This window comes from Vagococcus sp. (genome assembly GCF_036639995.1).
Classification (GTDB): Bacteria; Bacillota; Bacilli; order Lactobacillales; family Vagococcaceae; genus Vagococcus.
In genome coordinates, this window is sequence record NZ_JAVWHO010000027.1 from 12,724 (window position 1) to 32,315 (window position 19,592).

The 19,592-nt window shown below is 33.8% G+C and carries 13 protein-coding genes; 1 reads left to right on the forward strand and 12 read right to left on the reverse strand.

The window, feature by feature from the left end:
- The first annotated feature begins 36 nt into the window (after positions 1 to 36).
- The gene (locus RR554_RS07865) at positions 37 to 669 is read left to right on the forward strand and encodes a TetR/AcrR family transcriptional regulator (RefSeq protein ID WP_332467759.1); all 633 of its coding nucleotides are present in this window, start codon (positions 37 to 39) and stop codon (positions 667 to 669) included.
- A gap of 115 nt (positions 670 to 784) precedes the next feature.
- Here RR554_RS07865 and RR554_RS07870 read toward each other — a convergent pair whose 3' ends face one another.
- The 12 genes from RR554_RS07870 to RR554_RS07925 form a co-directional block, all read right to left on the reverse strand.
- Positions 785 to 1,183, reverse strand: coding sequence for a RidA family protein (locus RR554_RS07870; RefSeq protein ID WP_332467763.1), 399 nt, complete (start codon positions 1,181 to 1,183; stop codon positions 785 to 787).
- A gap of 47 nt (positions 1,184 to 1,230) precedes the next feature.
- Positions 1,231 to 3,741 carry a hypothetical protein gene (locus RR554_RS07875; protein ID WP_332463673.1) on the reverse strand — a complete coding sequence of 837 codons (2,511 nt, stop codon included), beginning with the start codon at positions 3,739 to 3,741 and terminating at the stop codon, positions 1,231 to 1,233.
- Positions 3,742 to 3,989: 248 nt separating this feature from the next.
- Positions 3,990 to 6,617 carry a MucBP domain-containing protein gene (locus tag RR554_RS07880; RefSeq protein ID WP_332467760.1) on the reverse strand — a complete coding sequence of 876 codons (2,628 nt, stop codon included), beginning with the start codon at positions 6,615 to 6,617 and terminating at the stop codon, positions 3,990 to 3,992.
- A gap of 97 nt (positions 6,618 to 6,714) precedes the next feature.
- Entirely contained in the window at positions 6,715 to 8,469 is a 1,755-nt protein-coding gene (gene cydC, locus RR554_RS07885) for a thiol reductant ABC exporter subunit CydC (protein ID WP_332463671.1), read from the reverse strand.
- 1 nt (position 8,470) lies between these two features.
- On the reverse strand, positions 8,471 to 10,195 hold the full coding sequence (cydD, locus tag RR554_RS07890) for a thiol reductant ABC exporter subunit CydD (RefSeq protein WP_332467761.1): 1,725 nt from the start codon (positions 10,193 to 10,195) through the stop codon (positions 8,471 to 8,473).
- Positions 10,196 to 10,217: 22 nt separating this feature from the next.
- The gene (gene cydB / locus RR554_RS07895) at positions 10,218 to 11,234 is read right to left on the reverse strand and encodes a cytochrome d ubiquinol oxidase subunit II (RefSeq protein ID WP_332463669.1); all 1,017 of its coding nucleotides are present in this window, start codon (positions 11,232 to 11,234) and stop codon (positions 10,218 to 10,220) included.
- 1 nt (position 11,235) lies between these two features.
- Positions 11,236 to 12,645 carry a cytochrome ubiquinol oxidase subunit I gene (locus RR554_RS07900; RefSeq protein WP_332463668.1) on the reverse strand — a complete coding sequence of 470 codons (1,410 nt, stop codon included), beginning with the start codon at positions 12,643 to 12,645 and terminating at the stop codon, positions 11,236 to 11,238.
- A gap of 120 nt (positions 12,646 to 12,765) precedes the next feature.
- The gene (gene gor, locus RR554_RS07905; protein ID WP_332467762.1) at positions 12,766 to 14,112 is read right to left on the reverse strand and encodes a glutathione-disulfide reductase; all 1,347 of its coding nucleotides are present in this window, start codon (positions 14,110 to 14,112) and stop codon (positions 12,766 to 12,768) included.
- A 12-nt stretch (positions 14,113 to 14,124) separates the two neighbouring features.
- Entirely contained in the window at positions 14,125 to 15,363 is a 1,239-nt protein-coding gene (locus RR554_RS07910) for a peptidase U32 family protein (RefSeq protein ID WP_332463666.1), read from the reverse strand.
- A 12-nt stretch (positions 15,364 to 15,375) separates the two neighbouring features.
- Complete coding sequence (locus tag RR554_RS07915) at positions 15,376 to 16,296, reverse strand: peptidase U32 family protein (protein WP_332463665.1); 921 nt, start codon at positions 16,294 to 16,296, stop codon at positions 15,376 to 15,378.
- Between the two features lie 112 nt (positions 16,297 to 16,408).
- Positions 16,409 to 18,895, reverse strand: coding sequence for an ATP-dependent Clp protease ATP-binding subunit (locus RR554_RS07920; RefSeq protein WP_332463664.1), 2,487 nt, complete (start codon positions 18,893 to 18,895; stop codon positions 16,409 to 16,411).
- 5 nt (positions 18,896 to 18,900) lie between these two features.
- The gene (locus tag RR554_RS07925; RefSeq protein WP_332463663.1) at positions 18,901 to 19,368 is read right to left on the reverse strand and encodes a CtsR family transcriptional regulator; all 468 of its coding nucleotides are present in this window, start codon (positions 19,366 to 19,368) and stop codon (positions 18,901 to 18,903) included.
- Positions 19,369 to 19,592 lie beyond the last annotated feature (224 nt).

Here is a 19,592-nt window from a genome sequence, read left to right on the forward strand (position 1 = left end):
AAACCCCTTTTTATTATGATGATTGGAGAATTACCTATGAGCCGAACAATAAAAACTGCCGAAGACAGAAAAAAAGAAATCATCCAAGTAGCAGAAATACTTTTTATGGAGAATGGATTCAACAATGTAACCACTACTACCATTGCTAAAACTGCAAAGGTAGCAAAAGGAACCTTGTTTTATCACTTTGAGACAAAAGATAACTTAGCAGATGCTGTTATCACTTCTCAACTAGCTCCACTTAAAGTAATTTATCAACAGGTTGATAATAATCTTAAGTGGTCCCCACTTCAAAAAATAGTCTGGTTCTTTTTATCTGAATTAGACGATCCTTTGGAACATGTTTTTGCTTTTAACTATTTAAAAAATGATGACAATGCTGTTCTAAGACAAAAACTAAGAATTCAAATGACAGAGCAATTTGTTCCTTTTATAGAGAAGTGGCTTTTAGAAGGCACTCAAAATAAACAATTTGATATTGATAATTCCACATTGATGGCAGAATTTATTTTTACTTCTTTTCATTCATGGGTAGAAACATCCATATACGGTGATAATTTAGCACTTCGAAACAAACGAATTACTTTCTCATTACCTTTATACGCTCAAATATTACAGCTTCCTGAAAACACATTTTCGCCGGCAAATATGCGGAAACTATTGAAATAAAAAAAGAGAATGAGAATCATTCTCTTTTAAAAGAATACCATTTGACTGACGGTCAGTCAAATGGTATTTAAAAAGAAACTAACTTCTTAGCTAGTCTCTTCATTGTAACCTACCTTTAACGACATGCTATCACATCAATTTCAACTTTTAATTTTGGATTAGCTAAACCTTTCACGTAAAGCAGTGTCATAGTTGTTTCTTCGCCTTGCAAAAAATCATTTATAATCGTACTTCTCTCTTCTAATGGAATATCATCTACCAAATAAATCGTTACCTTTACTAAATCTTTGACTCTCATTTCTGCCATATTTAAATTAGATTGAATATTTTTAAAGGCTAATTTTAATTGCTCTGATGCTAATTCCGGAATACTTTTTTCCTTTGTCATGCCAATTTGTCCAGAAAGCGTAAGCCATTTCAATCCCACACCTGTATTAATTACTTGATGTACGTAAGGACCAACGGGTGGGTGGATAGTTAAGGGATTGTTTGTTTCATTTTTATTTCTCCTTATAGAAAAAGTAACCTAGAAAACAAATCTCTAGATTACTTTTGAAATTCTTATTCATAGTCATAATCATAATCATAGTCATCATCGTAACCATAATCATAATCGTCGTCTTCATCTTCACCTGCAAGAAGTTCCAAATGGCGACTCATTAAAACGTATGCTTTTAATTGATTAAATGTTCCTGTTTCAATCTTATATTTACGAGAGAACAGTTTTGGTGCTTTAACATCTTCTTCAAATTTATTTTTGAATTTATTGAATTTTTTCATTTTTGGTAAAACAAATGTTTTAAATTCAACATCTTCTGTTTTGTCTACACGACGTTTCAAGCTATCTAATTGTTCTTCAAAAACAACAAAATCTTTTTTAGAGATTTTTTCTGTTCCTTCTTCATCAGAACTATCTAGTAACTCCTCAACATCTTCACGAATCGTTTCTGCATCGTAGCCAATTAAATCATCTACTTCACTATATTCGTCGTCTTCATCTTCATCATAATCGTAGTCATCATCATAACCATACTCATCATAATCATCTTCGTAATCGTAATCATCATCATAGCCATACTCGTCATCTGATTCAGAATCTTCTTCGTAATCATAGTCGTAGTCATCATCTGATTCTTCTTCATCATAGTAAGAATCTTCTTCATACGCAATGTCTTCCATTTTAGCATCCAACACTTTGCTGCTTTCAAGATCGGCAACTTCATTATCAATCTCTTGTTGAACGGAATCAACTGTCACAACTGGTGTCTGGATAATTTCTTCTAATGTAGGTGCAATAACTTCTTCTATAACTGGTGCTTCAACAATTGGTGTAACAGCAGGTCTAGGTGTAGTTACAGCAACTGGTCTATTCTCCATGCCTGCAACCCGTTGTTCTAAACGCTGATTTTCTTGCATCAATCGAGTAATTTCTTGCTCTAATTGATTTGATTTTTCACGTGCGTTTTTATAGTTTGTTTCCAATAGTTGGTAATTTTCTTGCCAACTAGATTGTGTTTCTGAATTAGTAGCCATTAATTTTTCTACTAATTTTTGTTGTTGTTCTAAACGCTCTGATAAACGTTGGATTTCTTGTTCTTTATTTCTAGAAAATTGTTCTTTTTCGATATTTGCTTGTTGTAAGATGCGTTCTTTTTCACGTTCTTCATCAGCAACTCTTGTTTCCCATTTAGTAACAACACGTTGTTGTTCTAAACCTGCTTGTTGTAAGTTTTGTTCTAAAACCATCAAACGATCTTTTAGCTGAATTAATTCATTTTGACGTTCAACTTCCATTTGACGACTAGTGTTATATGCACTAGCTAACTCATCTTTTTCGGTTACTACTTTTTGATAACGTGATTCCCATTCATGAGTTAACAATGAGCTCTCTGTTTCTAAACGTTTTAAATTTTCACGCGTTTCATTAAGATCTCTTGTTGCTGAAACTAACTCTTGTTGCGTTTTATCTTCAAAGACTTGATTTTCTTTTAAAACAGTTCTTAATTCACTGTTCTCATATTCAATTCTTTGTAATTTCTGTGTTAATTCTTCTTGCGTATTTTCTTTTTCCAAAGAAAGTTGACGTAATTCATTTCTGATCGCTTGAACTTCTTGCTTGCCGTTTAATTCATCATTTTGATAAGAAATTACATCGGCTTTTAAGACGTCATTTTCTTGTAATAATTGCTCAACTTGAGCATTATTAGACTCTCTTAATTGATCGTAATCAGATTGTAAGCCATCTACGTAACGTTCATTATCAGCAACTACTTGTTGTAATTGTTGAATTTCACGTTGTTTTTCCAACAAATCTTGACCACTTTGACGTAATTTATAATTCATATCATCTAATTGTTCTTGCAGTTGACGATAACGATCTTCTGCCTCAGCATCTCTAGCATTTTTGCCTTCAGATAACTCTGACAATGTACGTTGTTGTCTTTCCATTTGAAGCGTTAAATGACCTATTGTTTCTTTTTGCGCTAATTCGTCAGCTTTACTTTGTTGCAAAGCCATTTGTAATTCATTATTTTCTCTTTTTAAGGTATTGAATCGCTCTCTTAAATCGAGCTCTACTCTTCTATGTGTTTTTTCAGCATCACTTAATTTTTGTTGTGCTAAGTTTGCTTGATTGTTTAAATGTGTTGATTCTGCCCGCGGTCTTCTGCGATCTTCTACCATACTAGAAGGTGCTTCTGATGCTTTTTTCAGCTCTTTTGATAATAAATCAGAGATTGTTTTTTTTATATTTCTAATTTGTGTATTAGAAAAGATATTTGATGCATCAAATGTAACATAAATTTCAACAGTTCCTCTTGAAGAAATGTCAAAAAAGGCTCTTTCTATTTTATATAATGGAAAAATTCTGCCCCATTCTTTAAATACCGCTTGTGATGCATCATCAATAGCTTTTTGACTTAATTGACCTTCTCTGTCAGACCATTTTAATAATAATTGATTGATTACCTCACTATTATTTTGTAACGGAACTAACACAATACTTGAGGTATTTGGTTTTTTTGTTTCTTCTTGATATATCTGAACATCTATGTTTAGTTCATCCAAAAACATAGATACTGTCCCCCTTTCAGTAGCAAAACACTCCACTTATCTAATTAATTTTTTCGATACCTAATCATATTAATATTAACCTTTTAAGCTTGTTCTGTAAAGGTCTTTTAAACATAAATAGCAAATTTTATACTACAAACGTTATTTTTTATAAGTTGGTATCGTGTCCGTTTTTAATTATTTTATACGTAAAAAGGAAAAGGAGACACGTTTTAAATCGTATCCCCTTTCTCTTATAATATTAAGATTTAATTATTTAATTTAGCAGCATCTGCGTTAATATAGCCAATCCATTTTTCTCCATCAAACAATGAATAATAGGTATTTCCATTAAAATGTTGGTAACGTCCACGAGCCTTAAACGTTTTTCCGTAGACTTGTGAACTTTTCATAACAACTTTCCAATCAAAGTTTGAATAAATATTATAGTTTTTACTAGTAATCGTTACAAAACTACCATCTGAAATGTATGGTCCCTGAGCCTTTGTTAAAAGTCCCGCTCTTCCATCTACATAGCCTTGCCATTTACCATCATTATCATATAGTGAATAATAAGTATTTCCGTTAACATGCTCATATCTACCACGAGCTTGATAAAGTTTTCCATACAATTGATCTGATGTATTTATTTTATTTTCTTTGAAAGAACCCCAAACATCAAACCCTTTATTACTTACTTTGAAATAACGACCATCTGAAATATATTCGCCTTGTGGACTAGTAATTTTTGATACTGCACCAGCCTCTAAATAGCCTTGCCATACACCAGCATTATCATAAAGAGAATAGTAAGTAGTTTTGTTAGCATGTTCATATCTACCTCTTGCTTGATATACTTTATCAAACAAACTGTCACTCTTACTTTTTACAGTCCAATTAAAGTTTGAATAAACATCTATACCTTTTTTACTAACCTTAACATAGCTACCATCTGAAATATATTTACCTTCTGCTTTTGTTGACGTTGTTGCAGCGGCATCTAAGTAACCTTGCCATACACCACCTAAATCATACAGTGAATAATATGTGTTCCCATCAGCATGTTCATATCTGCCTCTTGCTTCAAGCGTTACACCCATTAATTCTTCACTTTTATTTCTAAACTTCCAGTTAAAGTTTGACCAAACATTGTAACCTTTTTTATCGACAGTCACATACCGGCCATCTCTTATGTAGTTACCTTCTGGATTAGTTACAATACTAACCGCTTTAGCATCAACATATCCTTGCCAATTATCTTTTGCATCATACATTGAGTAATAAGTATTTCCATTAATATGTTCATAGCGACCTTTGGCTTTAAATGTATCTCCTCTTAATGCATCGCTAGTATTACGTACGGTCCAATTAAAATCACTAAATATATTATAACCAAGTTTTTCAATTTTTACATAACTACCATCTGAAATATACTCGCCTTGTGGGACTGCAGGAGTTGTTGCATCTACGTTTAGGTAACCATACCAAACTCCTTTTACATCATATAATGAATAATAAGTTGATCCATTAAAATGTTCATATCTACCTTTTGCTTGTAGTGTTTCTCCGTAAACATCATTAGTCGATCCTTTTTTATTCCAGTTAAAATTTTGCCACATAGAGTAATTCTTTTTACTAATTTTCACATAACTACCATCTGAAATATAACTACCTTGCTCTTCTCCATTACTCACTGCAGCTTTGTTAATATAACCATACCACTTTCCTTTAGCGTCATATAATGAGTAGTATGTATTACCATTAAAGTGTTCATATCTGCCTCTTGCTTTGAAAGTTTTTCCAAATAATTCACTACCGTCATTTCTCTTATCCCAATTAAAATTTGACCAACTAGCATAATTTTTATTAGTTACTTTCACAATACGGCCATCTGAAATATAAGGACCTTCTGGAGCAGCTTTTGTGGTAGCATCTGAATTTATATAACCATACCATTCACCTTTATTATCATATAATGAATAATAAGTCGCACCATTGGCATGTTCATATCTACCTCTTGCTTCAAACATTTTTCCATATAAATTTGAACTTGAATCTTTTTGTTTCCAGTCAAAATTAGAATATGTACTGTAACCTTTTTTACTAATTTTCACATAGCTACCATCTTTAATGTATGGTCCTTGTTTTATTTTTTTGTAGCGATGAGTGACAGTTTGTGGGGTTTCTTTATAATCTACTTCTGATGGACCAGAAACAAACTCATAACCTTCAATTTTAAATTCATCAAGAGCTACTTTTTCACCTTCACTAACTGAATAAATTACTGACTTTTTAATTTCTTTATTGTTTTCATCAACATATTTTACTGTCACAGAGCTTTTCTTTATGTCTTTTTTATATTCTAAAACAAGTTTTTGTGCTGCTTCTGTAAATGTTCCTACTTGATTTCCTTCTTTTACTTTACTAAAAGTATAACCTTTAATCTCTTTAGTCGGAATATTATAAGCAGTTCCTACATTTTCTGTTTTAGTTTCTGTGTCTGAAATAGCTTTGCCAGCTTCATCCACATATTCAACAGTTAGAGTACCTTTAGCAACAGGAACCTCTTTTTTCTCATAAGCCAGGGTAACAACTTGTTCTTGTGCTGTGAAGACACCTTCTAAAGCTTCGTTTGAGCCAATATAATCGTAATTTTCAATTTCTTTTTGTTCCACAACAAATCTAGTGCCTAAATCGCCCTTCAACACTAAATGTTCAGCGATTTCTACACCACTACTTTTATCTACATATTTAACAGTAACAGGTTGTGCATCTTCTTTAACCTCAGCAACACTAATATCTGCTTTAGCTTCTTCTGCAAAAGCTTGGTTAAAACCAACTAGCGGCGTTAAAACTAATGCCGATAATAAAACGGATGTTAAGACTTTTTTCTTCATTTTTAACACTCCTCTTTATATTTTATTCTCTTTCATTTTATCACTTAAAAATAAAAAAAACAGTTTTTACGTAAAAAAACTGTTTTTAAAGTATTTTTTATTCATATAAATCTAATTGATATAACGTTTGGAACTGTTTGTTCTCTTTTAATAATTCTTGAGGAGTTCCGTCCATCGTAATGTATCCATCTTCTAAAAAGATAATACGATTGGCATAATGGGTTCCAACTAAATGATGGGTAATCCATAGAACGGTTTTTCCTTTTAATACATCAAATACTGTTTCTAATAGTTTCTTTTCAGTAATTGGATCAAGTCCAATAGTGGGCTCATCAATAATAATAATAGGAGCATCTTGCAACAAAATTCTTGCTAAAGCAATTCGTTGTTGTTCCCCACCTGAGAAACGCTTTCCACCTTCTTCAACTACTGTATCCAATCCTAATGGAAGTTTATCCACAACAGAAGCTAAACCCGCTTGACTGGCTGCTGCTTCAATTGCCTCTTCACTTGCTTTTAAATTACCTAAACGAATATTATTTCGAATAGTGGTATTGAAAATATGAGGGCTTTGATTTAAAACACCGATTAACTCAGATTGTTTCTCACCTAACTCAAATGTATTAACCTCATCAACTGTTATCTGTCCTTTTTCAGGAAGTAAATCTCCTCGTAATAATTTGGAAAGCGTTGTTTTCCCTACACCGCTTCGTCCAAGAACCGCCACTACTTCACCTTCTGGAATTTTTAAATTAAATTCTTTTAAAAGGTATTTAGATTGTTCATCATATCTGAAATTAACACGATTAAATGAGATATCCGCTTGATTTATTTCCAATTCTTCACTGTTATTTATCGTTATTTCTTCTTTGATTTCTGGTAATGTACTTAACCTTTGAACTGTATCTTCGTACAAAGGTAACTCTTTCACAGAATCACTTATTGGCGCAAACGCATCAATTAATGGAAAAAAAGCTAAAACAAAAGCTGCTATCCAATTTAAATAGACAACTTCACCAGTTTTTCCAAAGTAATGACCTGCCCAAACAAAAATGACTATGACAACTAAACCAAATAATGCTTGTTTAATTAAGCTTTCCCGTCTTGAGTACTGATTCATCACCTTATCTTCATCTCGCACAAGGCTTTCAGCTTCATTGTAACCATTTAAAAACTCTTGATAACGACCACTGTATTGCCAATCCCCTACACCTAACACAGCATCTGTTAATTGATTATACAAAACATGTCGCTTGGCTTTTTGACGATAAACTCGTGCATTATTAACTAGAACAGACGTTAAAGGTAAAACAATCAATATAACACCTAAAATTAGTAGAATGACCAACGCTAAAGGTATAGAAAAAACACCTAAAGCAATCACAATTACTACATAGAGTATTAAAGCAATAATAGCTGGAAATATCGTTCTCAAATAAAGATTCTGAATGTGCTCAACATCTTCTGCTAATATTCCTAAAATATTACCTGTTTGATATTCTGATTTTGATTTTGCCGCTCTTGTTTCCATTGCCTGATACAACTTTAAACGAATATCTGATGTCATTTTAAGGACCCAATTATGGCTTCCTAAACGTTCTACATATCGAAGACTGGGTCTTGCTATACCAAACGCTCGAGTTAGTACAATCGGGACATACACCATCAGTATATTCTCAGGTTTTGCTGCTGACTTGCTGATTAAATACCCAGAGGTAAACATCAATGCAGACGCTGCAAAAAAAGTTAAAAACCCTAAAAGTAATACGACAACTAGTAACCATTTATATTTTTTGAAAAAGGGACGAACCCAATGATCTTCTTTTGAAAGTAATAAATAATTCTTTTTCATATTACTCTCCTTTCAGCTGCTCAACAAATTCACTGTAAGCACCATTTTTCTCTCGTAACTCTGAATAGGTTCCCTGTTCAACTATCTGACCATCTTTCATAACAAGGATATAGTCCATCTCTTTCATCCAGTGAAGACGATGAGTCGCAAAGAAAACTAAACGATTATTAAACAAGGGTAACATCGTTCTTTTCAAATCTGCTTCTGTTTCTACATCAAGATGGGCAGTGGGTTCATCAAATAATAATATTTGACGATTACTATCTAAAAACGCTCGAGCAATAGCCACACGTTGTAATTGGCCACCACTTAACATGTGCGCCGCGTCTCCAATAATAGTTTCTAATCCTTCAGGTAACTCCTGAACAACTTCAAGAAGCCCAGCTTGTTCAACAGCAATTAAAATATCTCTTTCACTAGCATTTGGTTGATAGAAACTAATATTATCTTTGAATGAAGCATGAAATATATACGGGTCTTGTGGAACGTATAACAGTTGATCTTGCCAACTTTTTAAGCGCAAATGATTGATTGTTTCATTATTTATTTCAATACTATTTTCTTTTGCTTCCAAAAAGCCACCTAAAAGTTTGATTAACGTTGATTTTCCAGAACCAGATAAGCCAACAACGCCAATTTTACCAAATCCACTCCATGAAAAATCAATATTACTTAGCGTATTCTTTTCAGCTGTTTCATCATATACAACGTTAACACCCGATAAAGTTAATGTATCTTCCTCAGACCAAGCCTCTAAATTTAGCTCTTCTTGTTCTGCAAACTCTTTTTTATCTAAAATACTAAAAATTGATTGTAATGTATTTCCACCATCAAGTGTAGCGTGGTAATCACTTGAAAAATCACGTAAAGGTAAAAAGAAATCTGGTGCCAAAACAAGCGTCGTTAAGGCTGGAAAAAGTAGCATTTCGCCATTCATCAATTTAAACCCTAAAAAGACAGCAACGATAGCTACTGATAAGGTAGTAAAGAAATCTAGAGCAAAAGTGGATAAGATAGCGATTTTTAAAGTACTCATTGTTGCTTTGCGATAATCCTCACTGATACCATAGACATTTTTTTCATATTTTTTACTTAACCCCAAAAAATTAAGGGTTTCTAAACCTCTAAGGGAATCTAAAAAGTGATTACTTAATAATTGATAGCCTTCATACTGTCGATCAGCTTTGGCTCTAGCGGCATATCCTAAGATAATCATGAAAATAATAATAATAGGAAAAACAAGTAACAAGACAATACCCGAGCGGATATCTTGTGTAAAAACAAAGATTAAAATAACCCAAGGAATAACCATCATATTAGTTATCTTAGGCAAAATTAAAGTAATGTAATTTTCTACTTGAGAGATTCCTTCGATTGCCATGGTAACCATATTTCCGGTTCCTTCTTTTTGAACAAAGTTTGGTCCCAAACGAAATACTTTATCTAATAATTGTTGTCTAACAACTTTAGATTGCTCATAGGCAAACTTATCCAGAAATCCATCTCTAAAGAAATTGAGAACTTGTCTCAATAAGAAACAAATAAAAAAGATGCCCATCTCTGTTAATTGAGACGCAACATTTTGTCCATTCCAAAGCTCGCTAATAGCATGTGATAAAAAATAGGCTTGTCCGATAATCAATAAGGCTTGCAGAACACCTAGTCCTGCAAGCCCTATTAAGACTGGCCTAATTTTATCAATGCGAAATAAATTCTTATCAATCAAATTAGGTATGTCTCCTTATCTATTAATATCTGTCTAAAACATCAACAGATACACGTTTTGAGAATTTCTTGTAACTCCAAGCTGTATATAGTAAAACAACTGGTAATAATAGACATGTAACAATTGTCATTACCTTTAATGTATATGGTGTACTTGATGCATTTTCAATTAACAAATGGAATTTCGCATCTTTTGCAACCATTACTCTTGGGAATAATCCGTTGAATAAAAAGGCAACAACACCTGCAAAAACTAAGCCAGTTGAAATAAATGAAAAGCCTTCTTTATCTTTGTAACTACCGTAAGCTGCCATTGCAGCAAAAACAACAATTAAAACTAAGATAATCAATGACGACATCATTCTTTCTTTAAAGAAGTCAGTATCAATAAATGAAAGAATAGCAAATGCTACTAAACCTGCAAATAACACTGGGTATAATTTTTTTGCTTGAGCATTCGCACGTTCTCTAATTTTACCATCTGTTTTTAAACGTAGATAGTTTAAGCCATGTAAGTAAGAAATTAATGTTACAGCGACACCACCAACGATAGAATATAAGTTAACATAATCAGTAAAGCCAGCATTCATCACGTTTTTAGACGCATCCAGTGGCATACCTCTTACTAAATCAACAAACATCATTCCTAAGAAAAATGTTGATAACACACTGCCTAGGAACATTGTCCATTCCCATACATTACGTTCTCTTGCATTTTCAGCACTTGCTCTAAATTTGAAAGATACACCTCGGATAATCAAACCAACTAAAACAAGTAATAAAATGTTGTAAAAACCACTAAATAATGACGCGTACCATTCAGGGAATGAAGCAAACATCGCGCCACCTGCTGTAATTAACCATACTTGATTAGTTTCCCAAACAGGAGCAATTGTATGAATGACTTGATCACGTTCACGTTTGTTTTTTGCTAATAATTTAACTGACATACCAACACCAAAGTCAAATCCTTCTAAGAAGAAAAAGCCAGTAAATAATACGGCACTTAAAAGGAACCATAATAATTGTAAGTTACTCATATTAGAAGGCCTCCTTTGAAAATGGGTCAATTGATTCTTTACGAGCTTCTGATGGACTCACATAATAAGGTCCTTTTTTAAGTGATCGTTTCGCATACACAACCATCACCGCTCCTAAGAATAAGAATAATAAGAAATAAACAATATTACTAAAAATTAATGATCCTTTTGATACGCTTGGTGACACACTATCTGCAATGGTGAACAAACCATATACAGTCCATGGTGCACGTCCCATTTCAGTGATAATCCAACCTGTTGAGTTAGAAATGAATGGGAAGAAAATACCAGCTACAAATAAACCTAATAACCATTTCATTTTTTCTAAACGGTTATTTTTAAGCAAGAATAAACCAACAATCGCCATTAAGGCCATTAAAGTACCAAATCCTGCCATGAAACGGAAGTTCCAGAACATTGTTTTAACTGGTAAGTAGTAATTCATATCTTCACCGAATTTTTCATCGTATTCTTTATGAAGATCATTATTTACTGCATCCATTCCTTTATAACTGTCTTTACCGCCTAAAATAGTTAATAAAGAAGGAACGGCAATTTCCCAATCTGTTTTTTTATTTTTTGTATCAATTCCTGCCACAATATTCCACGGAGCGCTGTCTCCTTTAGTATCTTCATAGATACCTTCCATTGCAGCAAATTTCATTGGATGATCATCAGCCATAATAGTCATTTGTCTATGACCAGCTCCAATTGTTAATACTGAACCAACTAAACCTAAAATCAAACCAAATTTAATTGATTTCTTGAAGAATTCTGTATCTTGTTTTTTCATTAGTTTCCAAGCAGAACATCCAGCAATAACAAAACCTGCTGTTACTACTGCTCCGAAAATAACGTGTGGGAATTCTAACCACAATTGATGATTTTTAAGTAAACCTGTGAAACTTGTTAATTCTGCTCTGTTTGTTGCTTCATTAATTTGATAAGCAACTGGGTTTTGCATAAATGAATTAGCTGCTAAAATCCAAAGAGCTGATAGGGTTGTTCCTAGAGAAACTAACCAAATAAATAATAAGTGCACTTTCTCGTTGAATTTGTCCCATCCAAAAATCCATAACCCAATAAATGTTGATTCTAAAAAGAATGCTAATAATGCTTCTACTGCAAGTGGTGCTCCAAAAATATCTCCCATGAAACGAGAATACTCAGACCAGTTCATACCAAATTGGAACTCTTGGATAATTCCTGTTACAACACCTACTGCAAATCCCAATAAGAAAATGTTTCCCCAGAATTTTGCCATGTCTTTGTAAATCTTATCTTTTTTCACAACATACATTGTTTCTAAAATAGCGACTGCAAATGCCATTCCAATTGTCATTGGTACAAAAAAGAAGTGAAAGACAGTGGTCATTCCGAACTGGAATCTTGCCAAAGTTAATAAATCCATGTTTTTTTCCTCCTTATTTAATATAAATCACTACTTATTATACAGCATATAAAATAGACTTTCAAAGTAATCTTTGAAAGTCTATTAAATAATAATCTTTCTATTTTAAGAATAAGTCTTTTATCTCATTGTCACAAACTCTTCTGCCCCTGTTGGATGAATCGCAACGGTCTCATCAAAATCAGCCTTTGTAGCTCCCATTTTAATAGCAACAGCAAAGCCTTGAAGCATCTCATCAACACCTAAACCTATCCCGTGAAGACCTACAATTGTTTCTTTTTCACCTACACAAACCAATTTCATATGACATTTTTCTTTTAAGTCAGTTATGGCATATTGCATAGGAGTAAATGTTGATGTATATATCTTAATCTTTTCATTAGCATATTTAACACGAGCCTCTTTTTCTGTTAACCCAACAGTTCCAATTGTCGGATGAGAAAAGACAACTGTTGGGATGGTTTCATAATTTAAACATGCCTTCTTCTGACCATTAAATAAACGCTCTGACAATCGTCTACCTGCAGCAATGGCTACGGGTGTTAAGTTAACCTTATCAATCACATCCCCCACCGCATAGATACCTTCTTGCGTGGTATTTTGATAGTCATCTACTCGAATAGCACCTTGATTCGTAACAGAGACTTCCGTTTTTTCTAAATCAAGGATTTCAACATTAGGCGTTCGACCAATTGCCCAAATAATTTCTGAAACTACTAGAGAGTTCCCATTTTCAAAAAATAAATGATAACCATCTGACTCTTTAGTAACTTCTTTTGGTACAGAGTGCGCATGTAAATGGATACCTTGTTTTTCATAGCTTTCCGTTAAACCAGAAATCATCATCTCATCAAAATCTCTTAAGAATGTTTCTTTTCTAAAAGCAAGATGGGTTTCTGAACCTAAACCATTTAAAACACCAGCAATTTCAACAGCTATGTAACCCGCACCAACAACAGCTACTGATTTTGGTTGCTCTGTAAGTTCAAAAAAGCCGTTTGAATCAATACCAAATTCAGCTCCTGGAATATTTGGACGAACAATTTTACCACCAGTTGCTATTAAAATATGAGGTGCATGATATTTTTCTCCATTTACCTCTACAGTTCTTTTAGCAACAAACTTAGCAAAGCCTTTCATTACTGTCACACCGTTACTAGCTAAGCCTTTCATATATAGACCATGGAGTCTTTCGATATACATTTGACGATTTTCTACCAAACGTGAAAAATTAAAATCATCAATAGTTACATCAAAACCATATTCTTTTGCTTGCTGTAACATCATTGCGTTCATCTCTGAAGCTGACCACATTACTTTTTTAGGAACACACCCAACATTGACACACGTTCCTCCAATGTTTGCTCCTTCTATTAATAATACTTTTGCTCCGTGCATTCCAGCACGATTAGCAGAAGCTATACCGCCACTTCCGCCACCAATAACTATGTAATCAAATGTTTCCATTCATTATCACCCTTATTTTCGTTTTCTAATCATGTCACCTGGTTTTACAGGATTTTCTACTGGCATTTTTACAATCATCATTGCATTAGGAGCTTTTTCAATAGCCTCACCATCTTCATTCCACATCTCTTTAATAATTTGATGTGAATGTGTAAAGCCAGGTCCATAAAACTCAATATCATCATTTACTCTAAAATGATTTCGTTGTCTAATTGTAGCAATCTTTGTCTCTTTATCATAGTCTAAGACCTCACCAATAAATTTGAACACTGGTATCTTACGACGCTTGCCAAATAATTGTTCATCTTCTGATGGTGTTTGATAATAAAAACCAGTAGCCAATTCTCGTTGAGCCACTTTCCACAGTTCATCAATCCACTCTTGTTTACAGACATAATTTTCCGGGTCTTCCATATAACTATCCACAGCAGCTTTGTAAACATTTGCTACAGTTGAAACATAATGAATAGATTTCATACGCCCTTCAATTTTAAAACTATCCACACCGTTTTGAATTAAATCTGGAATATGCTCAATCATTGCCATATCCACAGCACTCATTGAAAAAGGTTCTTCAATATCACCTGAATCAATTAATGATTGGCGCTCTTTGTCCAAGTTCATTTCAAATAAATCATACTTCCAACGACATGACTGCGAGCAACCACCACGATTGGCATCTCGATGTGACATATGATTAGATAACGTGCAACGACCAGAGTAGGAAATACACATTGCTCCATGAATAAAGGCCTCTATTTCGATATCTGAGTTTTCGCGAATAGCTTTCACTTCTTCCATAGATACCTCACGACCTAAAACCACTCGTTCTAACCCCTCGTTTTGCCAAAACGCTAAGGTTTCATAATTGACTGCTGAAGATTGAGTTGATAGATGAACAGCTAAACCAGGAGCTTCAGCTAAACAAATTTCAATTAATGCTGGATCTGATACAATAACTGCATTGATCCCAACATCTCGTAACTCTTTAAAAAATTCTCCTGCCCCTTTAGCATCAAATTCATGCGTTACCATATTAGCTGCCACATGAATTTTAGCTCCATACTCTTTAGCAAAAGCAACAGCTTCTTCCATCTCTTCATAAGTAAAATTTCCTGCACGACTTCTTAGTCCATACGCATTACCACCAATATATACAGCGTCTGCACCATAGCGAATAGCTGTTTTTAATTTTTCTAAAGTTCCTGCTGGCGCTAATACTTCTGGACGTTTTAATTCTTTTTTTATCATTTTCTATACCCCTTATCTAATTTCATCAGGATTCAAATAGTAAAAGCCCGTATCTAAACCACGTTCTGCTGGATGTGATGCTACTACTAACTGATTCAGTCGTTCCGCTTCTGTTTCTGTCCAATTACCTGATAAGATAAGGTTTTTAGCCTCAATAAAATACTCTACAACAGTAACAAAATCATTCCCTGGAGTGTAAATACCATCTAATTTCCAATGCGTTAATTTTGCAGCATCTAATTGACCCAGTTCCAACATTAAATTCACATCGTTTGTTGCAAAAATATGAGTACCATGTTCATCTTCATAAATAGAATAATGTGTTTCATCATCTTTAGGCTCTGAAATAAATAGATGGCGTTCTTTATCTACAGTTTCATCTATATTAGTAAAATTAAAATAATTTTGGACTAACGGACGTTTGGACTGATGGATACAATTAGCCCCATAAACTAACATCTCTCCAGGCACCTTAATATTTTTAGCTAATTCAACTAATTCTAAATAAGGAATTTCTCTTGCTAAAACCGCGCCTATAGCCCCACGATCTGCCCAAAAATTAATTTGGCGAGAACTAGTAACTATCATCGCTGCATCATAAATAAATGGTAATTCATAATTATCTCGTCTGAGAACATGAATTACACCAGTATCTCCCACAACAATTTCATCCACTTTTATTTCTTCTAAAAATGATAAGTACTCTGGTAACTTCAGCATTTTTTCAGGATGCATAATGGCGTTAACAGCCACTCGAGCCTTTTTGCCTGCATTATGAGTTAGTATCACCAACTCTTTTATTTCTTCTCTTGTAAAATGTTTAGGCAAGCGTAAACCAAAAGAAACATCTCCAAAGTATAAATAATCAATATCCAATTCTAATAAACGTTGAGCTTGTTCAAATGACTCAACAGTTGCTGTTATTTCTATCATTTTTTTCTCCTTCTTTTGAAGTAATCAAAATTATCCTACCACAAGATACTTAAGATTGACAATCTTATCACAAATAAAAAAGCGCCAGTATAGAACCTAGCGCTTCATTTTGTTACACTTTTTCTAATACATTTTGTGGAGTCACTTTCACTTGAATCTTACCTTTTTTAGCACCTACAACCACTTTACTATTTGGTACAATTTCACCAGATAATAGTAGCTCACTTAAACGATCTTCCAATTCTTTTTGCAATGCTCGTCTAATAGGGCGTGCGCCATACTCAGGGTCAAAGCCTTCTTTACTAATAACTTCAATTGCAGCAGGTGTTAATTTTAATTCAACCTTTTGCTCTTTCAATCTTTCAACAATCGATTGACTCATAATTTTTACGATACTACTTAGTTCTTTCTCTGTTAATGAGTGGAACACAAGTAATTCATCCACACGATTTAAAAACTCTGGGCGGAAAGTCTTCTTCAACTCTTCTAAAATACGAGATTTCATTGCCTTGTAGTCTTTCTCGCCACCATTAGAACCAAATCCAACAGTTTTTTCATCTCTTAATGCCGTTGCTCCAATATTAGATGTCATAATTAAAATTGTATTTTTAAAATCTACTTTTCTTCCTTTAGAATCTGTCAAATGCCCATCATCTAAAACTTGTAGTAAAATATTAAATACATCTGGATGAGCTTTTTCTACTTCATCTAGCAAAATAACAGAATATGGTTTTTGACGAATTCGCTCTGTTAATTGTCCACCCTCATCATATCCAACATAACCAGGTGGTGAGCCGACCAATCGACTTGTACTATGTTTTTCCATAAATTCAGACATATCAACACGAATTAAGGCATCTTCTGAACCAAACATAACCGAAGCCAAACTTTTAGCTAATTCAGTTTTCCCTACACCAGTTGGTCCTAAAAACATAAAAGAACCAATTGGGCGATTAGGGTCTTTCAAACCACTTCTTGCTCTTCTGATAGCACGAGACACGGCTTCAACAGCCTCTTCTTGACCAACAACCCGTTTATGTAAAACTTTCTCAAGTTCTAATAATCGTTCTGTTTCTTTTTTCTCCAATTGCTCTAAAGGTATACCAGTCCACTGGGCAACAACTGAAACAATTGCTTCTTCAGTTACATATATGTCATAACCTGTGTCATTGTTTTTTTCAGATTCAATTAACTGATCTAATTTTTTTAATGCTCTTTTTTCTTTCTTACGAAGATTCGCTGCTGATTCAAAATCTTGACTTAAAATAGCTTCTTCTTTTTCAACACCCATTTTTCCCAATTTTTCACGTTGAATTGCAATTGGAGAACGAGTACTAGCCACTTCAAGTCTAGCTCTGGCCGCAGATTCATCAATCAAATCAATTGCTTTATCGGGAAGCTGACGATCACTTATATAACGAGTTGCCAGATTAACTGCCGCGAAAACAGCCTCATCAGTAATTGTCACTTTATGATGATCTTCATATCGTTTTCTAAGACCCAAAAGAATCTCTTCTGCTTCTTCCACAGTTGGTTCATTTACTTGGATTTTAGCAAAACGTCGTTCTAAAGCCGAGTCTTTTTCAATATACTTTTGATATTCATCAAGAGTTGTAGCTCCGATTGTTTGCAGCTCACCACGAGCCAAAGCAGGTTTTAAAATATTCGATGCATCAATAGCTCCTTCTGCACCACCAGCGCCAATAAGTGTATGAAGTTCATCAATAAATAGAATAACTTCACCATCACGATAAATTTCATCCACAACTTTTTTCATACGATCTTCAAATTCACCACGATACTTAGTACCGGCAACAACAGCTCCCATATCAAGCATCATTAAACGCTTAGCAAGCATTTCTTTAGGAACACGTCCCTCAATAATACGTTGTGCTAATCCTTCTGCAATAGCCGTTTTTCCCACACCAGGTTCACCCACTAGTACTGGATTATTTTTAGTTCGACGACTTAAAATTTGAATTAATCGTTGAACCTCTTTATCACGTCCAACTAAAGGATCCAAACGATTATCTCGCGCTGATTGAGTTAAGTCTCTTGCTAGAGAGTCAAGCGTTGGCGTTCCTTCCTCAAGAGGCGCTTTACTATTATTAGCAGCCCCCATAGGTTGTTTACGCTGATTCTGCTTACTCATAGGATCAACTAAGCCAATCTTTTTAAAAATGACTTGGCGTACTTTATGTAAATTAACATCTAAATTGGTTAACACTCTTGCTCCAAGAACTTCTTCATCCTTAATTAAAGCAAGCAAAATATGTTCAGTTCCAATACTAGGAGCTCCAACTCTTTTCGATTCCATACTAGCAAAAGATAATACTTGTTTTGCTCTTGGTGAATAAGGGAGTAAACCTTCGACTTTTTTTGATTTTCTACCATATTGAGTAATTTGTTCAACTTCCTCAAATATTTGATCTTCCGTTAACTCTAACTGACGTAAAGATTTCCCAGCAATACCTTTTTCTTCTTTTATTAATCCAAGTAATAAGTGCTCTGTCGCAACAGAGTCCTGTTTAAAATATTTAGCTTCATTTTGAGCATAATCCAAAGCTATTTTTGCTCTTTCTGTAAATAATTCACTCATCTATATCACTCCTTCTCTTCATACGTTAAACGTTCCAGTAGTTCTAACATCATATGCGCTCGTAATGTATTATTATCTGACACGCTTAATAACGGTTTATTTCTCAATAAAGTTAAAATAATTTCTTTTTCTCTAAAATCAATAATTTCATCTAAATACAGTTGCTTTAAGATAGCAAATGCATCATTCTCTGTCAATTCAGAACCTATCGACTCTGCTAGATGAACCAAATAGTTACCATGCTGTACTAAATTAATTTTAACAATACGAATATATCCTCCGCCACCTCTTTTACTCTCTACCTTATAACCCTGAGGAACAGTAAAACGAGTATTTATTACATAATTAATTTGAGAAGGTACACAATCAAATTGAGTCGCCATCTCAGAACGACGAATTTCTATCTCATGATTGATTTCCAAAATTTCTTTTAAATAGGATTCAATAATATCTGACATATTCCGATTATCCAATTGAAACACCACCTTAATTGTCAATTGACTATTTCTGACCTTAATTATACAAAAAGATAAGCAATTAATACATTAAAAAGGCTGCAAAAAATAAACATAAAAAAAAAGCCATTACTGACTTAAGTAAAAAAATATAAAAATCAATGCCGAGGACCGGAATCGAACCGGTACGGTGATCACTCACCGCAGGATTTTAAGTCCTGTGCGTCTGCCAGTTCCGCCAC

Bases quoted from the DNA above. Each gene is read 5' to 3' on its own strand.
- RR554_RS07865 (WP_332467759.1), top strand. From the start codon at position 37: ATGAGCCGAACAATAAAAACTGCCGAAGACAGAAAAAAAGAAATCATC.
- cydB (WP_332463669.1), bottom strand. From the start codon at position 11,234: ATGAGTAACTTACAATTATTATGGTTCCTTTTAAGTGCCGTATTATTT.
- RR554_RS07880 (WP_332467760.1), bottom strand. From the start codon at position 6,617: ATGAAGAAAAAAGTCTTAACATCCGTTTTATTATCGGCATTAGTTTTA.
- RR554_RS07875 (WP_332463673.1), bottom strand. From the start codon at position 3,741: ATGTTTTTGGATGAACTAAACATAGATGTTCAGATATATCAAGAAGAA.
- RR554_RS07915 (WP_332463665.1), bottom strand. From the start codon at position 16,296: ATGATAGAAATAACAGCAACTGTTGAGTCATTTGAACAAGCTCAACGT.
- RR554_RS07900 (WP_332463668.1), bottom strand. From the start codon at position 12,645: ATGGATTTATTAACTTTGGCAAGATTCCAGTTCGGAATGACCACTGTC.
- gor (WP_332467762.1), bottom strand. From the start codon at position 14,112: ATGGAAACATTTGATTACATAGTTATTGGTGGCGGAAGTGGCGGTATA.
- RR554_RS07910 (WP_332463666.1), bottom strand. From the start codon at position 15,363: ATGATAAAAAAAGAATTAAAACGTCCAGAAGTATTAGCGCCAGCAGGA.
- cydC (WP_332463671.1), bottom strand. From the start codon at position 8,469: ATGAAAAAGAATTATTTATTACTTTCAAAAGAAGATCATTGGGTTCGT.
- RR554_RS07920 (WP_332463664.1), bottom strand. From the start codon at position 18,895: ATGAGTGAATTATTTACAGAAAGAGCAAAAATAGCTTTGGATTATGCT.